The sequence below is a fragment of the Novosphingobium sp. PC22D genome (assembly GCF_002556635.1).
Classification (GTDB): Bacteria; Pseudomonadota; Alphaproteobacteria; order Sphingomonadales; family Sphingomonadaceae; genus Novosphingobium.
The window spans coordinates 23,381-43,805 of sequence record NZ_MWMO01000017.1 but is presented as its reverse complement, the minus strand read 5'-3'; the positions used below and the strand labels follow the sequence as shown (position 1 = coordinate 43,805).

The 20,425-nt window shown below is 60.9% G+C and carries 19 protein-coding genes; 11 read left to right on the top strand and 8 right to left on the bottom strand.

Annotation, left to right across the window (positions count from 1 at the left end; all coding sequences use genetic code 11):
- Nucleotides 1–172 precede the first annotated feature (172 nt).
- The 11 genes from B2G71_RS19790 to B2G71_RS19745 all read left to right on the top strand — a co-directional run bounded on the left by B2G71_RS19790 (nucleotide 173) and on the right by B2G71_RS19745 (nucleotide 11,168).
- Nucleotides 173–1,606 carry an NAD-dependent succinate-semialdehyde dehydrogenase gene (locus tag B2G71_RS19790; protein ID WP_230281947.1) on the top strand — a complete coding sequence of 478 codons (1,434 nt, stop codon included), beginning with the start codon at nucleotides 173–175 and terminating at the stop codon, nucleotides 1,604–1,606.
- Between the two features lie 166 nt (nucleotides 1,607–1,772).
- Complete coding sequence (locus tag B2G71_RS19785; RefSeq protein WP_276306934.1) at nucleotides 1,773–2,378, top strand: UbiX family flavin prenyltransferase; 606 nt, start codon at nucleotides 1,773–1,775, stop codon at nucleotides 2,376–2,378.
- A gap of 2 nt (nucleotides 2,379–2,380) precedes the next feature.
- On the top strand, nucleotides 2,381–2,950 hold the full coding sequence (locus B2G71_RS19780; RefSeq protein WP_066762372.1) for a hypothetical protein: 570 nt from the start codon (nucleotides 2,381–2,383) through the stop codon (nucleotides 2,948–2,950).
- Complete coding sequence (locus B2G71_RS19775) at nucleotides 2,947–4,506, top strand: FAD-binding protein (protein ID WP_066762374.1); 1,560 nt, start codon at nucleotides 2,947–2,949, stop codon at nucleotides 4,504–4,506. The genes B2G71_RS19780 and B2G71_RS19775 overlap by 4 nt, the downstream gene beginning before the upstream one ends.
- Before the next feature lie 42 nt (nucleotides 4,507–4,548).
- A complete protein-coding gene (locus B2G71_RS19770; protein ID WP_066762376.1) occupies nucleotides 4,549–5,994 on the top strand; it encodes an aldehyde dehydrogenase family protein in 1,446 nt (481 codons plus the stop codon).
- A gap of 19 nt (nucleotides 5,995–6,013) precedes the next feature.
- The gene (locus B2G71_RS19765) at nucleotides 6,014–7,468 is read left to right on the top strand and encodes a non-oxidative hydroxyarylic acid decarboxylases subunit C (RefSeq protein ID WP_098108428.1); all 1,455 of its coding nucleotides are present in this window, start codon (nucleotides 6,014–6,016) and stop codon (nucleotides 7,466–7,468) included.
- Nucleotides 7,465–7,689 (top strand): non-oxidative hydroxyarylic acid decarboxylases subunit D, encoded by a 225-nt coding sequence (locus B2G71_RS19760; RefSeq protein WP_098108427.1) that lies wholly within the window; start codon nucleotides 7,465–7,467, stop codon nucleotides 7,687–7,689. The genes B2G71_RS19765 and B2G71_RS19760 overlap by 4 nt, the downstream gene beginning before the upstream one ends.
- A 13-nt stretch (nucleotides 7,690–7,702) precedes the next feature.
- A complete protein-coding gene (locus tag B2G71_RS19755) occupies nucleotides 7,703–9,169 on the top strand; it encodes an FAD-binding oxidoreductase (protein WP_098108426.1) in 1,467 nt (488 codons plus the stop codon).
- Nucleotides 9,170–9,200: 31 nt separating this feature from the next.
- Nucleotides 9,201–9,566: a cytochrome c gene (locus tag B2G71_RS19750; RefSeq protein WP_066762383.1), complete on the top strand. Its 366-nt coding sequence runs from the start codon at nucleotides 9,201–9,203 to the stop codon at nucleotides 9,564–9,566.
- 108 nt (nucleotides 9,567–9,674) lie between these two features.
- Nucleotides 9,675–9,971 carry a hypothetical protein gene (locus B2G71_RS23845; RefSeq protein WP_141521637.1) on the top strand — a complete coding sequence of 99 codons (297 nt, stop codon included), beginning with the start codon at nucleotides 9,675–9,677 and terminating at the stop codon, nucleotides 9,969–9,971.
- A 12-nt stretch (nucleotides 9,972–9,983) separates the two neighbouring features.
- A complete protein-coding gene (locus B2G71_RS19745) occupies nucleotides 9,984–11,168 on the top strand; it encodes an acyl-CoA dehydrogenase (RefSeq protein WP_168176420.1) in 1,185 nt (394 codons plus the stop codon).
- Nucleotides 11,169–11,262: 94 nt separating this feature from the next.
- Here the strand turns inward: B2G71_RS19745 and B2G71_RS19740 are convergent, their stop codons facing one another.
- The 8 genes from B2G71_RS19740 to B2G71_RS19705 all read right to left on the bottom strand — a co-directional run bounded on the left by B2G71_RS19740 (nucleotide 11,263) and on the right by B2G71_RS19705 (nucleotide 20,406).
- Nucleotides 11,263–12,438, bottom strand: coding sequence for an acyl-CoA dehydrogenase family protein (locus B2G71_RS19740; RefSeq protein WP_098108425.1), 1,176 nt, complete (start codon nucleotides 12,436–12,438; stop codon nucleotides 11,263–11,265).
- Nucleotides 12,425–13,300 (bottom strand): MaoC/PaaZ C-terminal domain-containing protein, encoded by an 876-nt coding sequence (locus B2G71_RS19735; protein ID WP_061939680.1) that lies wholly within the window; start codon nucleotides 13,298–13,300, stop codon nucleotides 12,425–12,427. Before B2G71_RS19735 ends, B2G71_RS19740 begins: the two co-directional genes overlap by 14 nt.
- 22 nt (nucleotides 13,301–13,322) lie before the next feature.
- On the bottom strand, nucleotides 13,323–14,183 hold the full coding sequence (locus tag B2G71_RS19730) for a MaoC family dehydratase N-terminal domain-containing protein (protein WP_061939682.1): 861 nt from the start codon (nucleotides 14,181–14,183) through the stop codon (nucleotides 13,323–13,325).
- Nucleotides 14,180–15,772: an acyl-CoA dehydrogenase family protein gene (locus B2G71_RS19725; RefSeq protein WP_098108423.1), complete on the bottom strand. Its 1,593-nt coding sequence runs from the start codon at nucleotides 15,770–15,772 to the stop codon at nucleotides 14,180–14,182. The genes B2G71_RS19730 and B2G71_RS19725 overlap by 4 nt, the downstream gene beginning before the upstream one ends.
- 2 nt (nucleotides 15,773–15,774) lie before the next feature.
- Complete coding sequence (locus B2G71_RS19720) at nucleotides 15,775–16,989, bottom strand: acetyl-CoA C-acetyltransferase (RefSeq protein WP_061939684.1); 1,215 nt, start codon at nucleotides 16,987–16,989, stop codon at nucleotides 15,775–15,777.
- Entirely contained in the window at nucleotides 16,986–18,200 is a 1,215-nt protein-coding gene (locus tag B2G71_RS19715; RefSeq protein ID WP_098108422.1) for a CoA transferase, read from the bottom strand. The genes B2G71_RS19720 and B2G71_RS19715 overlap by 4 nt, the downstream gene beginning before the upstream one ends.
- A gap of 108 nt (nucleotides 18,201–18,308) precedes the next feature.
- Nucleotides 18,309–19,478 (bottom strand): acyl-CoA dehydrogenase family protein, encoded by a 1,170-nt coding sequence (locus B2G71_RS19710; RefSeq protein ID WP_098108421.1) that lies wholly within the window; start codon nucleotides 19,476–19,478, stop codon nucleotides 18,309–18,311.
- A 10-nt stretch (nucleotides 19,479–19,488) separates the two neighbouring features.
- Nucleotides 19,489–20,406, bottom strand: coding sequence for an SDR family NAD(P)-dependent oxidoreductase (locus B2G71_RS19705; protein ID WP_066762401.1), 918 nt, complete (start codon nucleotides 20,404–20,406; stop codon nucleotides 19,489–19,491).
- Nucleotides 20,407–20,425 lie beyond the last annotated feature (19 nt).

The window sequence follows — 20,425 nt, the reverse complement described above, 5'->3', positions numbered from 1 at the left end:
CACTTACCACCCCCGGGGGCGGCGGTCCGCCGCCGCCCTCACCCTTCTGGTGGCACCGACCAAGAGCCTGCGAGACACCTCGCCGCCCAAATTTGGTATTGGCAACTTGTCTTGCGGCTAAAGGAGCAATGTCTTGGGCGTTACGATCCCCCCGCTCGAGCGCAGCGATTTCCTGACCGGCCAACCGCTTGTCGACGGCGCCGAGATCTGTGCCGGCTCTACCTACGCGGTCACTAACCCGGCAACCGGCAAAACGCTGGCGAATGTCGTCAAGCTGGGCGCTGCCCAGACGCGCCGGGCAATTGAAAGCAATGCCCGCGCTTTCATCGATTGGCGCAAGCGGCCCGCTCAGGAACGCGCGCGCCTGCTGCATGACTGGCTGGCGCTGGTCCGGCTCCATCGCCACGATCTTGGTTTGCTGATGACCGCCGAACAGGGCAAACCGCTGGCCGAAGCGCTGGGCGAGGTCGATTACGCCGCAAGCTTCATCCAGTGGTTCGCCGAAGAGGCGCGCCGTGTCTATGGCGAGGTCATTCCGGCCAGCGCTGACCGGCGGATCGTCGTGATCCGTCAGCCAGTCGGCGTGGTGGGCGCCATTACGCCGTGGAACTTTCCCGCCGCGATGATCACCCGCAAGGTCGCGCCTGCACTGGCGGCGGGCTGCACCGTGACCCTCAAACCGTCCGAACTCACCCCCATGACCGCTTTCGCTCTGGCGAAGCTCGCCCTCGAAGCGGGCATTCCGCCCGGCGTGTTCAACGTGGTCTGCGGGGATGCGCCCGCAATCGGATCGGTCCTGACCAGCCATCCCGATGTTACGAAGTTCACCTTCACCGGTTCGACCGCGATTGGCAAGTTGTTGACCGCACAATGCGCTGCCACGCTCAAGCGGGTTTCGATGGAACTGGGCGGCAATGCCCCGCTGCTGGTGTTCGACGATGCCGATCTCGATCAGGCTGTCGAGGGGGCGATCGCCTCGAAATTCCGTAACACCGGACAGACCTGCGTTTGCGCCAACCGGATCCTCGTGCAGAGCGGCATTCATGACCGCTTCGTCGAGGCGCTGGCCGCCAGGGTGTCCGCGTTCCGGGTCGGCAACGGCCTTGAAGGCGCAACCGACCAGGGACCGTTAATCACCGCATCAGCCTTGGCCAAGGTTCAGGGGCATGTCGCCGATGCCGCGGCGCAAGGTGCCCAGCTGGTCACCGGCGGCAAGAGACACGAGGCCGGAGATCTGTTCTTCCAACCAACCGTACTGACCGGAGCGAGCCCGGCGATGCGACTGGCGGACGAGGAGACCTTCGGGCCGGTTGCCCCGGTGTTCCGTTTCGAAACCGAGGCCGAAGCGCTGGCGCTTGCCAACGCCACGCACTCGGGGCTGGCGGCCTATGCCTTCACCCGCGACATTGACCGCGCCTGGCGGGTTTCCGAAGGCCTTGAGACCGGGATGGTCGGCTTGAACAGCGGCATCGTCTCGACCGAGACCGCCCCGTTTGGCGGCATCAAGGAATCGGGACTGGGCCGAGAAGGTTCGCGACACGGTATTGAAGAATTCCTGGAGATGAAGACTATCAGTGTTGGGGTCCGGCCCGAGAGTCCGGTGTAAGCGGAATGCGGTCCCAAGGAATCAAGATTTTTGTTGCTCAATGCGGAATGCATTGTATGATGTCGACAAAAGATCGGGAGATGGAATTCAGCATGCCCTTCAGGGCTAGGCCTTACGCGACCTTGACCGCCCAAAACGCGCAGGAAAGTCTCCTGCCTTGAAACGCATGGTCGTGGGGATTACCGGCGCAACCGGCTCGGTCTATGGTCTTCGCCTGCTTGAGCTGCTGCGCGAGACGGGCGGTTGGGAAACCCATCTGGTGATGTCTCCGGCGGCGCTGCTCAACATTCGCGAGGAACTGCCCGAAGGCAAGGCTCGGCTCGAAGCGCTGGCCGATGTGGTGCACAACGTCCGCAACGTCGGCGCCTCGATCGCCAGCGGTTCGTTCGTGTGCGAAGGCATGGCGATCGCGCCATGTTCGATGCGCACGCTGGGCGCGGTGGCGCACGCCCTGTCCGACAACCTCATCACCCGCGCGGCCGACGTGATGCTGAAGGAACGGCGCCGCCTGGTGATGATCACCCGCGAAGCGCCGCTCAACCTGGCGCACCTGCGCAACATGACGGCCTGCACCGAAATGGGGGCGGTGATCTTCCCCCCGGTGCCGGCCTTCTATGCGCGGCCGAGCTCGCTGGCCGACGTGGTCGATCACAGCTGCATGCGGGTACTGGATCTGTTCGGGCTTCATGCGAAGTCGGAGAAACGCTGGCAAGGCCTTAGCAAAGAGGCGGCAAGCCTTGTTTCGGGTGCTGGGCAAATGGAAGGGAATTGAGAATGGCGTGGGATGTCAGCCGTCGCACGGTAATGAGCGGTGGCGCCGTGGGTGCTGTCGTTGCCGGTCTGGGAATCGGCCGCAGCGCTTTGGCGCAGCGGCCGCGCAAGATCATCGTCATCGAGGAGACGGAAGTTCCCGAAAGCAGGCTCTTTGCCCAAACTTTCGTCAACTCGGGGCGAGCCGCAAGAGTGATCCGGATCGACCGCTCGCTCAACGGCCTGCTGCATGAACTTGAAGCGATTGAAGGCGTGCTGGTCGGCCTTACTTCCGATCCCGCGGCGATGATCGCCGAGCAGATCCTGGTGGCCGGCGGCGCCCGCCCGCTACTGCAGTGGACCCATCAATACCGCAAGCTGCGCTGGGAACACCAGACTGTTGGCGCGCCGAAGCTGCTTGCGCGGGCCAGCGTCGGCTGGCCCAGCGTTCTTGCCCACCACATGCAGGATGCGCTCGTCGGCGATCGCCAGGATGCCGAACTGCGGTGCCAGTCAGGACATTGCGGCCTCGATGGCAAGAGCCCCGGCATGCTCGTTTCATGGGCATTCGAAGCGGGAGTACAACACTCGTGAGCACGCGCATGCCCCAAGGCGTCGATGCCCCGACCTTTCGCAAGGCACTTGACGAACTGGCCGCGATCGTCGGCAAAGAATGGGTCTTTGTCGATGAGCTTCCGCTGTCGACCTACCGCGATGCCTATTCACCGCTAGCCGATGGCGAGTTGCTGCCCTCGGCTGCTGTGGCACCGGCCAACATGGAACAGATTCAGCAGGCGCTGAAGGTATTCAACGCTTACCAGCTGCCGATCTGGACATTCGGCAACGGCCGCAATTTCGCCTATGGCGGCCCGGCCCCGCGCCAGTCCGGTTATGTCATGTTCGACCTCAAGCGGATGAACCGCATTCTCGAAGTCAACGAGAAATACGGCTATGCGCTGGTCGAACCAGGCGTTTCCTATTATCAGCTTCACCGCCATTTGCGCCAGATCGGCAGCAAGCTTTGGGTTGATCCGGCGGCTCCGGGCTGGGGTGGCGTGATGGGCAACGCGCTCGAACACGGTGCCGGCTACACGCCTTATGGCGATCACTTCATCATGCAATGTGGCATGGAAGTGGTTCTGGCCGATGGCCAGGTCGTCCGCACCGGCCAGGGCGCAATCGAGGGATCGCCGCACTGGCAATCCACCAAGCATGCAGCGGGCCCGCATTTCGACGGCATGTTCACCCAGTCCAACTTCGGCGTAGTGACCAAGATGGGCATCTGGCTGATGCCTGAACCGCCGGGCTACAAGCCGTTCATGATCACCTACGAGCGCGAGGAAGACCTTGCTGCGATCTTCGACGCGGTGCTGCCGCTGAAGATCAACCAGGTGATCCCCAACGCCGCTGTGGCGGTCGACCTCCTGTGGGAAGTCTCCGCCAAGACCACGCGCCGCCATTATTTCGACGGCAAGGGCCCTATCCCGGACTCGATCCGCAAGAAGATCGCTTCGGACCATGACCTGGGCATGTGGAACTTCTATGCCGCGCTGTACGGCCCGCCTCCGATCATCGAGAACAACTGGAAGCTCGTCGAGGAAGCGATGATGAGCATTCCCGGCGCAAAACTGTACCTCAGCCGCGAGAACGATCCCGCCTGGGATTATCGAATTCAGCTCATGCGCGGCGAGCCGAACATGACCGAGTTCAGCATCATGAACTGGATCGGCGGCGGCGGGCATATCAACTTCTCGCCGATCTCGGCACCCGACGGCAAGGAAGCGCTGAGCCAGTACAACCTGATCAAGCAACGCTGCCATGATTACGGTTTCGACTACATCGGCGAGTTTCTCGTGGGGTGGCGCGACATGCACCACATCCTGATGATCATGTACGACCGCGCCGACGAGGTCATGCGCAAGGGAGCCTACGATCTGTTCGCCAAGCTGGTCGACGAAGCGGCGGATGCTGGCTTTGGCGAGTATCGAACGCACCTCGCCTTCATGGACCAGATCGCCAAGACCTATAAGCACAACGATGGGGCGCTGTGGGATTTGCACCATCGCCTCAAGGATGTGCTCGACCCCAACGGCATCCTTTCCCCGGGCAAGCAGGGGATCTGGCCCAAGGCGATGCGCAACCAGGGGTGAGCGTACGACCGCCTGCAAGACGAATACAAGGATCGAGAGACCATGACCCAACTTGAACACTGGATTGGCGGAGGCGCCGTTGCCGCATCGAACGGTGCCTACTTCGACGACCTCAATCCGGTCGACGATTCGGTCTATTCGCGGGTGCCGGCCGGCACCGCCGATGACGTGAACCGCGCGGTCGAAACCGCCTATCAGGCTTATCTGAAACATCGCGATCTGCCCGCACCCGTGCGCGAAGCATGGATCGCGAAAGCCGCCGAAATCATGGAGCGCGATACCGCCAAATTCGCCGACGTGCTGGTCGACGAAATCGGTTCGCCGATCGCCAAGGCCGGGTTCGAAACCCGCTTCGCGGTCAGCTTCCTGCGCGCGGCGATCGGCGTGCCGCGCCGGATTCGGGGGGAAACGATCCCTTCGGACACCCTTGGGCGGTTCAGCATGAGCCTGCGCCAGCCGGTCGGTGTGGTCGCCGGGATTACCCCGTTCAACGTGCCGCTGATCAAGGGGATCAAACAGTCAGCCATGGCCCTGGCCACAGGCAACGCCTTCGTGCTGCTACCCTCGGAATCCGCGCCAATGATCGCCGATCTGCTCGCTAAATTGTGGAAGGAGGCCGGCGTTCCCGACGGCTTGTTCAACGTGGTCTACGGCAATGGCGCGGAGATCGGCGACGTGCTGACCGGCCATCCCAAGGTCGCATCGATAACCTTCACCGGGTCCTCGCGCGTCGGCAAGCACATTGCCGAAATCGCGGCCCGCAACCTCAAGAAGTACACGCTGGAGCTGGGCGGCAAGAGCCCGCTGGTGATCTGCGCCGATGCCGATCTGGACAAGGCGGTCAACGCCGCGCTGTTCAGCATCTTCATGTACCAGGGCCAGGTCTGCATGGGGGCTTCGCGGATCTATGTGGAACGGTCGATCTTCGACCAGTTCGCTGAAGCTTTCGCCGCCGCGACAGGCCGCGCCAAGAGCGGCGAACTGCGCGAGCCGACCACCATGCTGGGGCCGATCATTTCGGAGCGCCAGCGCGACCGCGTCCGCCGCCACATCGACGATGCCCGCGCCAAGGGCGCCGAGGTACTTGCCGGCGGCGAATGGGACGGGAACTGCTGTTCCGCCACGGTGCTGCGTGGAGTCACGTCGGAAATGACGGTCTTCGAAGAAGAGACCTTCGGGCCGGTGACCTCGCTTTATCCGTTCGACACGCTCGAGGAGGCGCTCGAACTCGCCAACAACACCGAATACGGCCTCAGCGCCTCGATCTTCACCCGCGATCTCGACAAGGCGCTGGCCTTTGCCCAGCGGGCCGAAGCGGGGATGGTCCACATCAACGCGCCGACCCTGCACGACGAGCCGCACGTTCCGTTCGGCGGGACCAAGGCATCGGGTTTTGGCCGCGAAGGGACCGAAGCCGATCTCGAAATCATGACCGAATGGAAATGGGTCACGATGCAGTCGGCGACTGCGGGCGCGGGCGGACACTGACAGGCGGGATGCAACGGCAATGAACGATCTTCCCAACCGCGCCCGGTCGATCTCCTCGCTGCGCGATTTCCTCGAACTGCTCGAGGATTCGGGCCAGGCCATCACCTGGAGCGATCCGGTGATGCCCGAACCCGGCGTGCGCAACATTGCGGTTGCCGCCTCACGCGATGCCAACGGCGCGCCGGCGATCGTGTTCGACAACATCACCGGCTATCCCGGCAAGCGCCTGGCGGTGGGCGTTCATGGTTCGTGGGACAACATCGCCCTGCTGCTGGGCCGCCCCAAAGGCACGACAATCCGCGAGCTGTTCTTCGAGATCGCCGGCCGCTGGGGCGATCAGGAAGCGCAGATCAGCGTTGTTCCCGAAGCCCAGGCCCCGGTGCACGAATGCCGGATCGAACAGGACATCAACCTTTACGATGTCCTCCCGGTCTATCGGATCAACGAATATGATGGCGGCTTCTACATCGGCAAGGCCTCGGTCGCCTCGCGCGATCCGCTCGATCCAGACAATTTCGGCAAGCAGAATGTCGGCATCTATCGCCTGCAGATCCAGGGGCCGGACAGTTTCACCCTGATGACGATCCCCTCCCACGACATGGGACGTCAGATCATGGCGGCCGAACGGGAAGGCGTTCCGCTCAAGATTGCGGTCATGCTGGGCAATCATCCCGGCCTTGCGGTGTTTGCTGCCACCCCGATCGGCTACGAGGAATCGGAATATTCCTATGCCTCGGCGATGATGGGCGCGCCGATGCGGCTGACCAAATCGGGCAACGGGATCGACATCCTGGCCGACAGCGAAATCGTGATCGAGGCCGAGCTGCAACTGGGAGAACGCGAGCTGGAAGGGCCGTTCGGCGAATTTCCCGGTTCCTACAGCGGCGTGCGCAAGGCGCCGATCTTCAAGGTCACAGCGGTGTCCCACCGGCGCGATCCAATCTTCGAGAACATCTACATCGGGCGCGGCTGGACCGAGCACGATACCCTGATCGGCCTGCACACCTCCGCCCCGATCTATGCCCAGCTGCGCGAGAGCTTCCCCGAAGTCACCGCGGTCAACGCGCTTTACCAGCACGGACTGACCGGGATCATCTCGGTCAAGAACCGCATGGCCGGCTTTGCCAAGACGGTCGCGCTGCGCGCGCTGAGCACGCCGCACGGCGTGATGTACCTCAAGAACCTGATCATGGTCGATGCCGATGTCGATCCGTTCGATCTCAACCAGGTGATGTGGGCGCTTTCGACCCGCACCCGTGCAGACGATATCATCGTGCTGCCCAACATGCCTGCCGTTCCGATCGATCCTTCGGCAGTGATCCCAGGCAAGGGGCACCGCCTTATCATCGACGCGACCAGCTATCTCCCGCCCGATCCGGTGGGTGAAGCGCACCTTGTCACCCCGCCAACCGGGGACGAGATCGACGCCCTGAGCAAGCGGATCCGCGAAATGCAGCTGGGAGCCCTGTCATGACCACCACCGTCTGCGGGCGCTGCAAATCGAGCGGCGCTGTCACCGATCATCAGGGCAGGCAGGACGGCGCGGTCGTGTGGACGATCCTGCGCTGCCCGACCTGCAACTTTTCCTGGCGCGACAGCGAACCGGCCCGCGCGATCGACCCTGCTGCGCGCTCGGCCGATTTTGCCGTCGATGCCGGCGATCTCCAACGTTATCCCAAGATTCTCCAGCAATAAGGCTCCCAACGCCATGATCGATCAAGCCCGCCAGACGGCCACGCTCGGCACCCTCACCCAGGCACTGGGCAAGGAGACCGTCGATACCAGCCCGCAGACCCTGGCCCGCTATGCTGCCCCGGGGATGGTACCGGCAGGCGTGGTGCTTCCGGCCGATGAAGCCCAGCTCGCCAGGGTGCTGGAAGCCGCGCGCACCAGCGGCGGTGTGGTCCAGACGGTCTGCAACGGCGCCTACGGACTTGAAAAAGCCGTACAGGACAAGGTGATCGTGCTTGACCTGCAGAAGATGAACAAGGTCCTCGAGGTCAATGACGAACTGGCCACCTGCCTGGTCGAACCGGGCGTCACCTTCCGCCAGCTCGATGCCCACATCAAGGAAAAGGGGATTAAGCTGTGGGTCGACTTTCCCGGCAATCCCGATGAAAGCGTGGCCGCCAGTTTCATCAACCGGCGCCCCGGCTACACCCCCTATTCCGATCACTTCCTGATGCAGTGCGGGCTCGAGGTGATGCTGGCTGATGGCAAGATGGTGCGAACCGGCATGGGTGCCATGCCCAAGAGCACCTGCTGGCAGCTGTTCAAGTTCGGCTATGGCCCGTGGGTTGATGGGCTGTTCACCCAGTCCGATTTCGGGGTAGTGACCAAGGTCGGGATGTGGATGATGCCGCAGCCTCCGGCGCACCAGACCTTCATGGTCGCGGTTCCCAAAGAGGACGATCTTGGCCCATTGCTGGATGTGCTCGGGCCACTCAAGCTCAACATGGTGGTGGCCAATGGCGTCGCGGTGGGCAATGCGCTTCACGAAGCGGCCCTGCTCGGCAAGCGCCGCGCCGACTTTGAAGGCCAGGGGCCGATGGCGGCGAGCGCGGTCAAAGCCGCGGGCGAATCACTCGGCCTTGGCTACTGGAACCTCTACGGCTCGCTCTATGGGTTGCCAGACAACGTCGCGATCCTGTGGGACATGGTCAAGGGCGCGTTTTCGTCGATCAGCGGCGCCAGGGTCATCGTCGATGGCAAGGGCGTGGATCCCAAGCTGTGGGCATGGCGGATGGGCTCGATGACCGGCGTCGTGACCGATCCCCCGGCCAGGACCGCGGGCTGGAGCGGCGATATGGCGCTTACGGTCAACCCGGTCAGCCCTGTGGATGGCGAGGAAGCCGTCAAGCTTTATGAACTGTCGCGCGATATCTGTGCCAAGAACGGCTTCGACTTCGTTGGCGAAACCACCGCGATCTGGCGTTCGGCCAACCATCGCCAAGTACTGTCCCATGCCGCCGGGAAGGGCGAGGATGCGGCACGGGCCAAGAATTGCGCCGAAGCCCTGATCGCCGCGCAGGCCGAGGCCGGCTTCGGCCAGATCCTGACCGACCCCGGGCTGGGGGCGGCGGTTGCCAAGACCTATGAAAAGGGTGGCCGCTCGGCCCTGCATGCGCGGGTCAAGCAGGCGCTCGATCCCAACTCGATCTTTGCCTCGGTCTGAGCCGATGCGTCGCCATGCCTGCGGAGGTACAATGAACAAGCTCCTCGTCCTTTCGCTCCTCGCCACTCTTGGCGCCTGTTCGTCCAAGCAAGGCGAAGTGGTCGCGGATGGCGCGGAGAATTATGAGCGTTACTGCGCAGGTTGCCACAACCCCGGCCCGGGCCACGGTGGCACCATGCTGCTGGCCGAAAAAGGTGCTCCGGTGCCTTCGCTCATCGGTCGCAAGGACTTAGATTACGATTACCTACATTCGGTCGTTCGCCAGGGCCTGATCGAAATGCCGCCGTTCCGCCCGACCGAATTGTCGGACACGGAAATCAAGCAGATCTACGATCACATCATGGCGCAGAAGCTTCCCCCCGCGAAGGCTCAACCCGCCAAAAACAAAACACCGTAAACTTAAATCAAAATGGGCGAGAAAGATTAACAGGGTTCCTATGGCTGAACTTGGTGCGACGCCAAAGGAGTATGCGGATAGCCAGTCGCCATAGTGAGGACGCACCTTGTGTTGGATAGTCGTCGTTATCTATGGCTACGACGCGCAATTTATCGCTTGATTGCACTGGTGTTCGGTTCCGCTTCGCTGCTCGACAAAAGCGCTTTTGGCCCAGTTTTCCTCGCTGGCCCGGTTGGCCTTATGCTCGGCAGGGTAGCCTTCGGGGGAATTTCAGCTCGCTACAACCGCATGCGGGTATTTGCGTGGATTGTTTCACTTTCGGGATTTGTCCAACTCACAAGGTTCGCGGTAACGCTTGAAGAACTCCTCGCCATTACTGCATCTGAACCGAATGATATCATATGACGAGTGGAATTTATGATCGAGATGGCACGGTTTGATTGGAGCGATCCCTTCAACTTTGACGATCAACTGACTGAAGAAGAACGAATGGTGCATGATGCGGCTCATGGCTTCGCGCAAGGCGAACTTCAGCCCCGGGTCATCAATGCCTTCCGCGAAGAGCTGGATGCAGCAGAGTTGTTTCCACTCATGGGACAAGCCGGCTTGCTTGGAGCGACGATCCCACAGTCTTATGGCGGTGCTGGAGCTGGCTATGTCTCCTACGGTCTGATCGCGCGCGAGATTGAGCGCGTGGATTCGGGCTATCGGTCAATGGCATCGGTGCAAAGCTCGCTCGTCATGTATCCGATTTTTGCTTTCGGCTCGGAGGAACAGCGGTTTAAATATCTGCCTGGCCTAGCCGCAGGCTCGCTGATCGGCTGCTTCGGCCTGACAGAACCTGATGCGGGATCTGATCCTGCGGGCATGCGCACAATCGCGAAGAGGATTGATGGTGGCTATGTCCTTTCCGGCATCAAAACATGGATTTCGAATGCTCCTTTCGCCGACGTCTTTGTCGTCTGGGCAAAGAGCGAAGCACATGATGGGGCCATTTGCGGCTTCGTGCTTGAAAAGGGCCTGAAGGGGCTTTCCGCTCCCAAGATCGAGGGCAAGCTCAGCCTGCGCGCCTCGACCACCGGCATGATCGTGATGGATGAGGTTGAGGTTGACGAAGAAGCCTTGCTCCCCGGGGTCCAGGGTCTCAAGGGCCCCTTCGATTGCCTAAACCGCGCACGCTATGGGATCAGTTGGGGAGCGCTCGGCGCAGCAGAATATTGCATGCACGCAGCCCGCCAATATGGGCTTGATCGGCACCAGTTTGGAAAGCCGCTTGCCTCCAACCAACTCTATCAAAAGAAGCTCGCCGATATGCAAACAGACATTGCGCTAGGGTTGCAAGCCTCATTGCGTGTCGGCCGCCTAATGGATGAAGGCAGGTTCGCGCCGGAGATGGTCTCTCTCGTCAAGCGTAACAATGTCGGAAAATCGCTTGATATTGCGCGCCATGCCCGAGACATGCACGGCGGTAATGGCATCAGCGATGAATATCAAGTCATGCGGCACATGGTGAATCTGGAAACCGTCAACACCTATGAAGGCACGCACGATGTGCACGCGCTCATCCTTGGTCGAGCACTCACTGGCATTGCCGCATTCTAGGGCAGGCCACCTTTCTTCTTCAGTGTTGCGCTGCCTGGTCGCAGCAACAATCGTTGTGTCGAGTGAGCGGAAACGACGGAGCGTGGTGGCCGCCTCAATAGCTTCGCGGTAGTTTCAGGACATGCTCTGCGATGAATGACAATATGAGATTGGTCGAAACAGGTGCCACCTGATAAAGGCGGGCCTCTCGAAAATTCCGTTCGATGTCGTATTCCTCAGCAAAGCCATATCCGCCATATGTCTGGATGCAGGCGTTGCCCGCTTCGACTGCTACGTCCGCGGCAAGCATTTTTGCCATGTTCGCCTCGGGTCCATGTTCAAGCCCCGCTTCGTAAAGGCGCGCGGCCTCATGGACCATGAGCTCGGCAGCGCGCATATTTGCGTGGGCTCGCGCGATCGGGAAAGAGACGCCCTGATTCATGCCAATGGGGCGATCGAAAACCACCCGTTGATTGGCATAAGCAATGGATTTTCGGGTAAACCATTTTGCATCACCGACGCATTCGGCAGCAATAAGAACTCTTTCCGCATTCATGCCCGAAAGGATGCAATGAAAGCCCTTGCCTTCTTTGCCTAAGAGATTGGCGACCGGGATGCGCATCCTGTCGAAGAAAAGTTCCGTCGTGGCATGGTTCATCATGGTGCGGATAGGCCGGATCGTTAGCGAACCCGCGGTGCGAGCCTGATTCATATCGACGATGAATATGGAAAGACCGTCGGTTTTCTTCGTCACTTGATCGCGCGGCGAAGTCCGCGCTAGCAGCAGCATGAGATCGCTGTGTTCGGCGCGACTGGTCCAGATTTTCTGGCCGCTCACCACAAAATAGTCCCCATCGCGAACTGCCGTCGTCCTTAACGCAGTGGTATCGGAGCCGCTTCCCGGCTCGGTTACGCCGAAAGCCTGCAAGCGCAGTGCGCCGCTTGCGATCGCGGGAAGATAAAGGCGCTTTTGCTCATCCGATCCATGTCTGAGGATGATGGCCATGTTATACATCTGGGCATGGCATGCCGCTCCGTTGCAACCCATCGCTTGAATCGTCTCAAGGATGGCAACTGCAGCCGAAAGGCCCAGACCTGATCCGCCATATTCCTCGGGTATGAGCACCGAAAGATAGCCAGCGCTCGTCAACGCATCCACAAAGGAGGTCGGATATTCGCGATCAGCGTCGAGCTTGCGCCAATATTCACCCGGGAACTTTTCACACAGCCGGCGCACGCCGTCGCGGATTTCGTGAAAGTGTTGAGGTTCGAAAGGACTAAGAAACTGCATCGCCCTCATCCTGAGAGATTGTGAAAAACCCTTGATCTGCAACGATGACGTCGCGCTCGAGCACCGATGCCCGAAAAGCGCCATTATTCCAGATTTCGGTTCTGATGGTTTCACCAGGGAACACCGGCGCGGCGAAACGCAGTTGCACTGCGCGCAGGCGCTCGGCCTGGTAGCCAAGTCGCCCGCGGAGGATGGCGTGAACGATGATGCCCATCGTGCCCAAGCCGTGCAATATCGGCATCCTGTACCCGGCGCGCGCCGCGATTGCGGGATCGCTGTGCAGCGGGTTGAGATCTCCATTGAGACGATAGATCAGGGCCTGTTCGGGACCGGTCGTCAGGTCAATGACAAGACCGGCATTGCCTTCCGCCACGGGTACCGGCGAACTTCGCGGTGCTTCGCCTTCCCCTCCGAACCCGCCGCCGCCGCGAATGAAGATCGTACGTTCAAGACAGGCAAAGCAGGTGCCGCGATCATCGCGGATATTGGTTTCGGTGAATATCAACGCGGCCTTGCCCGCGCCTTTGTCGACAATGTGGGTGACGCGGGTTGTGCTTTCGACTTCGCCAGTTGCCGGAACCGGGCCAAGCAGTACCATGGATTGGCCGGCATGCAGGACGGAAACCGGATCTACACCGGAATCAGGGTGCCCCAGCCAGAACCCGGGACTCGCGAGAACGAGCGCCATGCCGGGCATGGCAACCGGTCCACGAAGGGGATCCACGAATGGCAGCTGCGCGAGGTCGGTAGGATCTCGCCCCATCCCGATCGATAAGGCGTAAAATGCAGCATCGCGTGGAGTGACGGTCTGACGAACCGCAGGAATACGAAAGTTGAGCAATTTTTGCGGATCGATTGTCACTTTCAATTTCCCTGGAAGGTGGTCAAAGGGTGGCGCTGGCAACCATGATCGGACGGCCATCGCGCGCATGGGCGACGAACTGAACACTATTGCCGTTCGCGCGAAGCGCCAAATGCAGTTCCTCGCCGCAGATCGCGGCAGACACCGCTCGGCAATCGAAGCACCGAAGCGCATTGTCGCCGAAGTGCTGCTGGGCGAGTTCCAGCAGCAGTGTCGCCGTCAACGGACCGTGAACGACGAGGCCGCGATACCCCTCGATTTCGCAGGTGTAGGCCCGATCATAATGAATCCGGTGACTGTTGAAGGTCAGCGCCGAAAATCGGAACAGCAAGGTTTCGGAGGGGACCAGCGCGCGGTGCGCAACCCATCGGGATCCGTCGAAGATCATGTCAGACGGCCTTGGCAGCTCTGCGGTGCCCAAAGGCATGGGATCCCGATAAACGATCGCTTGGGTTTCGCGAACGGAGAGTTCGCCTTCGCAGCGGGTTTCTTGTGCTATCTCGACGAAAACAAGCTTGCCGGTCGCCCCTTGCTTTTCGGCGATGGAATTGATCCGCGATCTGCGCTGCACCTTCTGACCGATGAGCAACGGCGAAAGAAATTCGATCTTGCTCGATGCCCACATCCGGCGCGACTGAGGAAGTGGTGGCATGAAGCTGCTTTCGCCGCCGCGCACCGGATGGCCATCCACGCTCAATGCCGCTGTTGGCGCGTCTGGCAGGCAAAGGCACCAATGATAGCCTTGCGGCACGCTGCCATCTGCCGGCGCAACGCGGTCGAAAGTCGCCAGCCACCGTCTTGCGGCAGCGAGTTCCAGATAGTCGTGACGCAATTCTTCACGACCGATCCAGCTTTGCCATTGTTCGTCTGGCTGGGTGGTCATAAATCATCTCCGGTCAGGCCGCGGGCAATCACCTGAGCCTGAATTTCCGCAGCGCCCTCGAAAATGTTGAGGATGCGCGCATCGCAAAGGATGCGACTGATCTCGTATTCAAGGGCATAACCATTGGCGCCGTGGATCTGCAGCGCAGCGTCGGCGTTCGACCAGGCGGCGCGAGCGGCAAGCAACTTTGCCATGCCGGCCTCAATATCGCAGCGCTTTTCCGAATCCCTGGCTCGCGCGGCAGCATAGCAGAGTTCACGCGCCATCACAAAATCGACAAGGCTCATCGCCAGCTTGTCCGACACGCGCGGAAACCCGACGATGGCCCTGCCGAATTGCTTGCGAACCAAGGCATAGTCGAGGCCCAGTTCGAGGGCCCGCCGCGCGACGCCGACTGCCCGCGCGGCGGTCTGGATGCGTGCGCCCTCGAAGGTACGCATGAGCTGCTTGAACCCTTTCCCCTCCTCGCCGCCCAGCAGGGCGTCTGCCGGCGCGGTCATGGCATCGAACTGCAGGGCATATTCGCGCATCCCGCGATAACCGGGGACCTCGATCTCGCTTCCGGTCATGCCAGGGGCTGGGAAACCGTCATCGCTCGTGCCCCGAGGCTTGGGCACCAGCAACATCGACAGCCCGGCGTAACCCCTGGCTTCAGGTAATGTTCGCACGAGCATCGTCATCAGATCTGATCGGCTGGCATGGGTAATCCAGTTTTTCGCCCCGTTGATGACCCAGTGATCGCCGTCGTGCCGTGCGCGGGTTTGAATGGAGCCAAGATCCGATCCGGTGTCGGGTTCGGTGAAGGCTGCTGACGGCAAAACCTCGCCGCTCGCGATCCTGGGTAGCCACCAGGCCTTTTGCGCTTCGGTGCCGTTCAAGCCGATCAGTTCGCCGGCGATTTCGGACCGCGTGCCAAGCGAACCCGCGCCAATCCAGCCGCGCGACAATTCCTCGGTTATGATGCACATCATTAGCTTGCCAAGGCCAAGACCCCCATAGATTTCGGGTATGCAGACTCCGAATGTACCGAGATCGGCCATGGCCTGAATCACTGCCTCGGGGATAAGGTCATTCGCCAGATGCCATCCGTGCGCCTGGGGCACGATGACAGCATTGGTGAAGCGACGGTATTGCTCGCGGATCGTGTCGGCTTCGGCATCATCGAGCGACTCGCTTGGCCATTGCCCCTGAGCCAGGGCTGCGGCCACTTCGCCTCTGGTTGCCGCATAGTCCACATCGAGCAGGTCCGCGCACCGGTCGAAAAGCGTGCGGGCAGCGCTGCCAAGTCCGAGGTCGCCGGGGCGGAAGATTTCGTTCTGGCCCATCGGCAGGCCGCCACCGATCTGGCCAATGCATTCAGCGAAGGCCAGAATGGCGATCCTGGCGTCAAGATCATTCTTGCTGCCCCTGGCCTCGGACCATTCGAGCACCGCTTCCAGCGCAGCCACAAGCGTGGCCACCCAGGCATAGCCGTGCGCGGCCCGCTGCTCCTCATCAATCCTTCCGGACACCAAGCGCGCGCCCAACGCTGCCTTGACCGAGGCGCGATAGTCTCTCGCGGCGTTCAGGGCCTGGCGCAGATCAGCCACCTTCAGGCCGCGCGCTCGAAGATTGCGGCGATGCCTTGTCCGCCGCCGATGCACATCGTCTCAAGACCGTAGCGGCCTTTCGTGCGCACAAGTTCGCGGGTAAGGTTGGCAAGAATACGACCACCGGTTGCACCGATCGGGTGGCCAAGCGATATACCCGAACCATTGACATTGAGGATTTCGTTCCGGCCGTCGTCATCCGACCAGCCCCATCCTTTCAGAACCGCCAGGACTTGCGGTGCGAAGGCTTCGTTCAGCTCAACCAGATCAATATCGCCCCAGCCAAGGCCGCTGCGGGCGAACAAGCGTTGCACTGCAGGAACGGGACCAATTCCCATGCGACTGGGATCACAGCCCGCCGCGGCCGAGCTATGATAAAAGGCGATCGGTTCCACCCCCAGTTCGTCGAGTTTGTCTTCGGCCACCACTAGGCAAGCGGCAGCGGCGTCGTTCTGCTGACTGGCGTTGCCAGCGGTTACGACGCCGCCCTCAATCGCCTTCAGCGCGCCGAGCGAAGCCATCGTCGCGTCGCCGCGATAACCTTCATCGTGTGCGAAGATGGCAGGCGCGCCCTTTCTTTGCGGCACCACAACCGGCACGATTTCGTCGTCGAACATTCCATTCGCCCAGGCGGCCGCGGCCCGCTGGTGGCTGCGCACGGCATAGGCATCTGCCTGTTCCCGGCTGATGTCATAATCCCTGGCAAGATTTTCGGCCGTTTCGATCATGCCGGAAATAACACCAAAACGCTCCGTCGGCTGAGACATAAGGCGTCCGCGCGTCAACCTGTCGTGAAGGGTGATATTGCCGGAACGCTTGCCCCCGCGAAGGTCGGTTGAATAATGTTCGACGTTGGACATTGATTCGACCCCGCCGGCGACAACAACGTCGGACATCCCCGTCTGCACCATCATCGCGGCGTTGACGATCGCCTGCAGCCCCGAACCGCAGCGCCGGTCGAGCTGATAGCCGGGGACTTCAAGCGGCAGGTCGGCAGCCAGCCATGACCAGTGGCCGATGGCCGGCGCCTCGCCGTTGCCATATCCCTGACTGAACACGACATCGTCAACCCGGGCGGGATCGATCTTCGTGCGCTCGATCAGGGCCTTGAGGATGACTGCGCCAAGCTCGCCTGCAGTCATCGGCGAAAGAGAGCCGCCAAACTTGCCCACCGCAGTGCGGATCGGCATGACAATGGCTGCGCGACGAAGGGTCATTTCGGGTCTCCACTCGCTATGTTGCCCACAATACCTGCGTCGATCAGGCGGCCGATTTCGGCGGCAGGCAGCGAGAGCAGATCCGCCAGGACTTCTTCGGTATGCTGGCCATTGTACGGCGCGGGACAAGGCTCCCGACGGTGCATTTGAGGAACGGTGGCGAATGTGCCCGCGGCGGGATAGTCGAAGCCGCTGGGATTTGGCACCGTCCCGAAAATCGGATTGTTCGCTACCAGCGCTGGATCGTGAACCGCATCAAGCATCCTGCGATAGGGCGAAAAGACGATTCCCCCCGCATCGAAGGCAGTGGACAGATCGGCGTAATCACGCGAACGGATTGCCCGTTCAAACAAGGGATAGAGCATGTCACGCAAGGTATATCGGAGGCCGTCATCCTGTTCGAAAGAAACACCGCGCTCTTGTTCGATGGCCGCAACATCTTCGGAAAGGCCCAGCGCTACCAGCAAATTGGCCCACTGGCGATGCGTGGCAACGACAATCATTGTCCGCACCCCGTCGCGCGTGGTGAAGTCGCGACCGAACAAGCCATAAACTGCATTGCCAAGGCGCGGACGATCCCGGCCCGTATAGAGCATTTCTGCAAGTCCACCGAGGTTGGCGACCGTGCCGATCGCCACGTCTGACAACGGCAGCCGGATCTCGCATCCTTCGCCACTTGTGCTTCGCCACTGCATCGCGGCAAGCATGGCGAATGCTCCGTATGCGCCGGAAATGAGATCCCACGCGGGCAGGACATGATTGACCGGATCGGGGCCGGTTCCAGTCAGCATAGGGTATCCCACGGCATTGTTTATGGTGTAATCGAGCGCGGGCGAGCCATCGGCCCACCCCATTATCCGCAAGGTGACAAGATCCGGACACCCCTGCGCGAGGAGGGCATGGGACAGGAAACCATCCGCCGGAAAATTGGTGATGAGCTGGCCGGTTGCCCTCACCAGTTCCTGCACTATTTCACGCCCCTCAGGCCTGCGAAGATCAACCGCGACTGACTTTTTTGCACGATTGAGATTCTCCCAATAGAGCGAGTCGTTCGCCTCCGTCACAGGCCAGCGCCGGTAATCGGGGCCGCCGCCAGTCTGGTCGACACGTATCACCTGTGCGCCAAATTGCGCGCAATAAAGGCCCGCCGTGGGAGAGGCGACGAATGACGATGCCTCAATGATCGATAGGCCATCGAGAAAACTATACATGGCGTTTGATCCGGCCCGCAGGCGAATTGGCCACGCGCCAGGGCGGGGCGGAATGAAACCCCTGGCCGCCCATGGTGCAGCCTGCGGATGAAGTGCAACCCACGAAGGTCAATTCGCCGCCGCAAATTCGCGCAGCATGTGCTTAGCGATCTGGAGTTGCAGGATCTGGGTCGTGCCTTCATAAATCCGATATATGCGCGCATCGCGGAAGAAACGTTCGGCATCGTATTCGGCAAGATAGCCGGCACCGCCGTGGATCTGGACGCAGGCATCAACCACCCGGCCGCACATTTCCGTCGCGAAAACCTTGAACGCCGCTGCTTTGCGCAAGATGTTCTCGCCTGCGTCGGCGCGCCGGGTGACATCGTCCATCATGCATTCGGCGGCATAGATTTCGATCTCGCTCTGGGCGAGCATCTGCTGGATCAACTGGAAGTTGGCAATCGGCTCGCCGAATGCCTTGCGCTCGGTCGCGTATCGGATGGCGCTGTCCAGCGCCCGGCGGGCATAAGCGGTCGCTGCGGCGCCCACCGACATCCTGCCGTTGTCGAGGCTCATCATCGCGAATGCAAAGCCCTTGCCAAGTTCGCCGCCGAGCAAAGCCTGGCTGCCAACGTGGACATCTTCCAGCACGATATCGGCGATATGGCTACCCGACTGGCCCATCTTCCTGTCCGACTTGCAGATCGTCACGCCGGGTATGTCAAGAGGGACGATGAATGCCGATATATGGGCGTTCTTGGGCAGATTTTCCGTGGCCGTCCGCGCCATGATCAGTCCAACCTTCGCAAAGGGCGAGTTGGTAATATATCGCTTGGTGCCATTGAGAAGCCAGCCGTCGGCGGTCGGCACCGCAGTCGTCTGCAGACCCGCCGCATCTGATCCCGAACCGGGTTCGGTCAGGCCGAAAGCGGCGATTTCACCCGCGGCAATGCGCGGCAGCCATGCAGCCTTCTGCGCTTCTGTTCCACCATTCTTGAAGGCTGATGCGAACATGCCGACATTGATCGAGATGATCGAGCGGAATGCCGGCATCGCATAACTTAGCGTGTGCATGGTGCGGATATACTGGCTGATGTTCATGCCGGCGCCGCCATGCTCTTCCGGTATGGTCAATCCAAACAGACCCATGTCGCGCATCGCTTCGAGGACGCTTTCGGGGATGAGGTCGGTTTCAATAATTTTGCGCTCGACAGGAATGAGCCGGTCGCGCACGAAGCGTTCAAGCTGTATCAAGAATTGTTCGAAGACTTCTGCATCCATGCCGGCGTTGCACATCGGTTACCTGTCAGATTGGATCATAAGGAAAGACATGCGCCGAGACTTCATCGGCGCGCGCGAAGCTGCTGCGAAACGAAGGTACAAGCTCGTGGGCAATTGCCTCCGGCGTCCAGCCTTCGACCTTGGTCATCGACCGGATCGGCCGGGGCTTACAAAACAGGGCGATTTCATTCTTGCGAACCGCGAAAATCTGGTTCGTCACGTCCTTGGACAGGTCGGATGCCAGATAGGCAACCAAAGGCGCGATCTTGTCTGCCGACATGGATTGCAACCGTTGGACACGTTCGTGTTCGGCAGGGGTTGTCGCGGGAATTGACGAGGTCATGCGGCTCCACGCAAAAGGCGCGATGCAGTTCGAGCGGACGCCAACCCGCGCCATGTCGAGCGCGATAGACTGCGAAAGCGCGACGACGGCCAACTTTGCCGCCGAATAGTTCGCCTGCCCGATGTTGCCGATCAGACCGCTCGTCGAAGTGAAATGAACGAAACTGCCCGCCTTCTGTTCACGAAAATAGGGCGTGGCGGCCTGGGAAACGTTGAAGACACCAGTAAGATTGACCGCGATGACGCTGGTCCAGTCCGCGTGACTCATCTTGTGCCAGATGCTGTCTCGCAGGATGCCTGCATTGTTCACGACCGCATCAATTCGGCCAAATTTCCGTACCGCATCCTCGATAATGCTCTGCGCCTCCGCCGGATCTGCAACATTACCGAAGTTGGCCGCCGCTTTGCCCCCGGCAGCGATGATGTCGTTGGCGGTGTTCTGAGCGAATGCGGTATCGCCGCCGTTGCCCGCCTGCGCCACGCCAGGATCGTTGACGATAATTGCCGCCCCCTGCGCGGCGCAATACAACGCCAGTTGGCGACCTATTCCGCGCCCGGCACCAGTGATCGCGACAACTGATCCATCCAGGCACCGATCCATATCCCGTTCCTCAAATGCA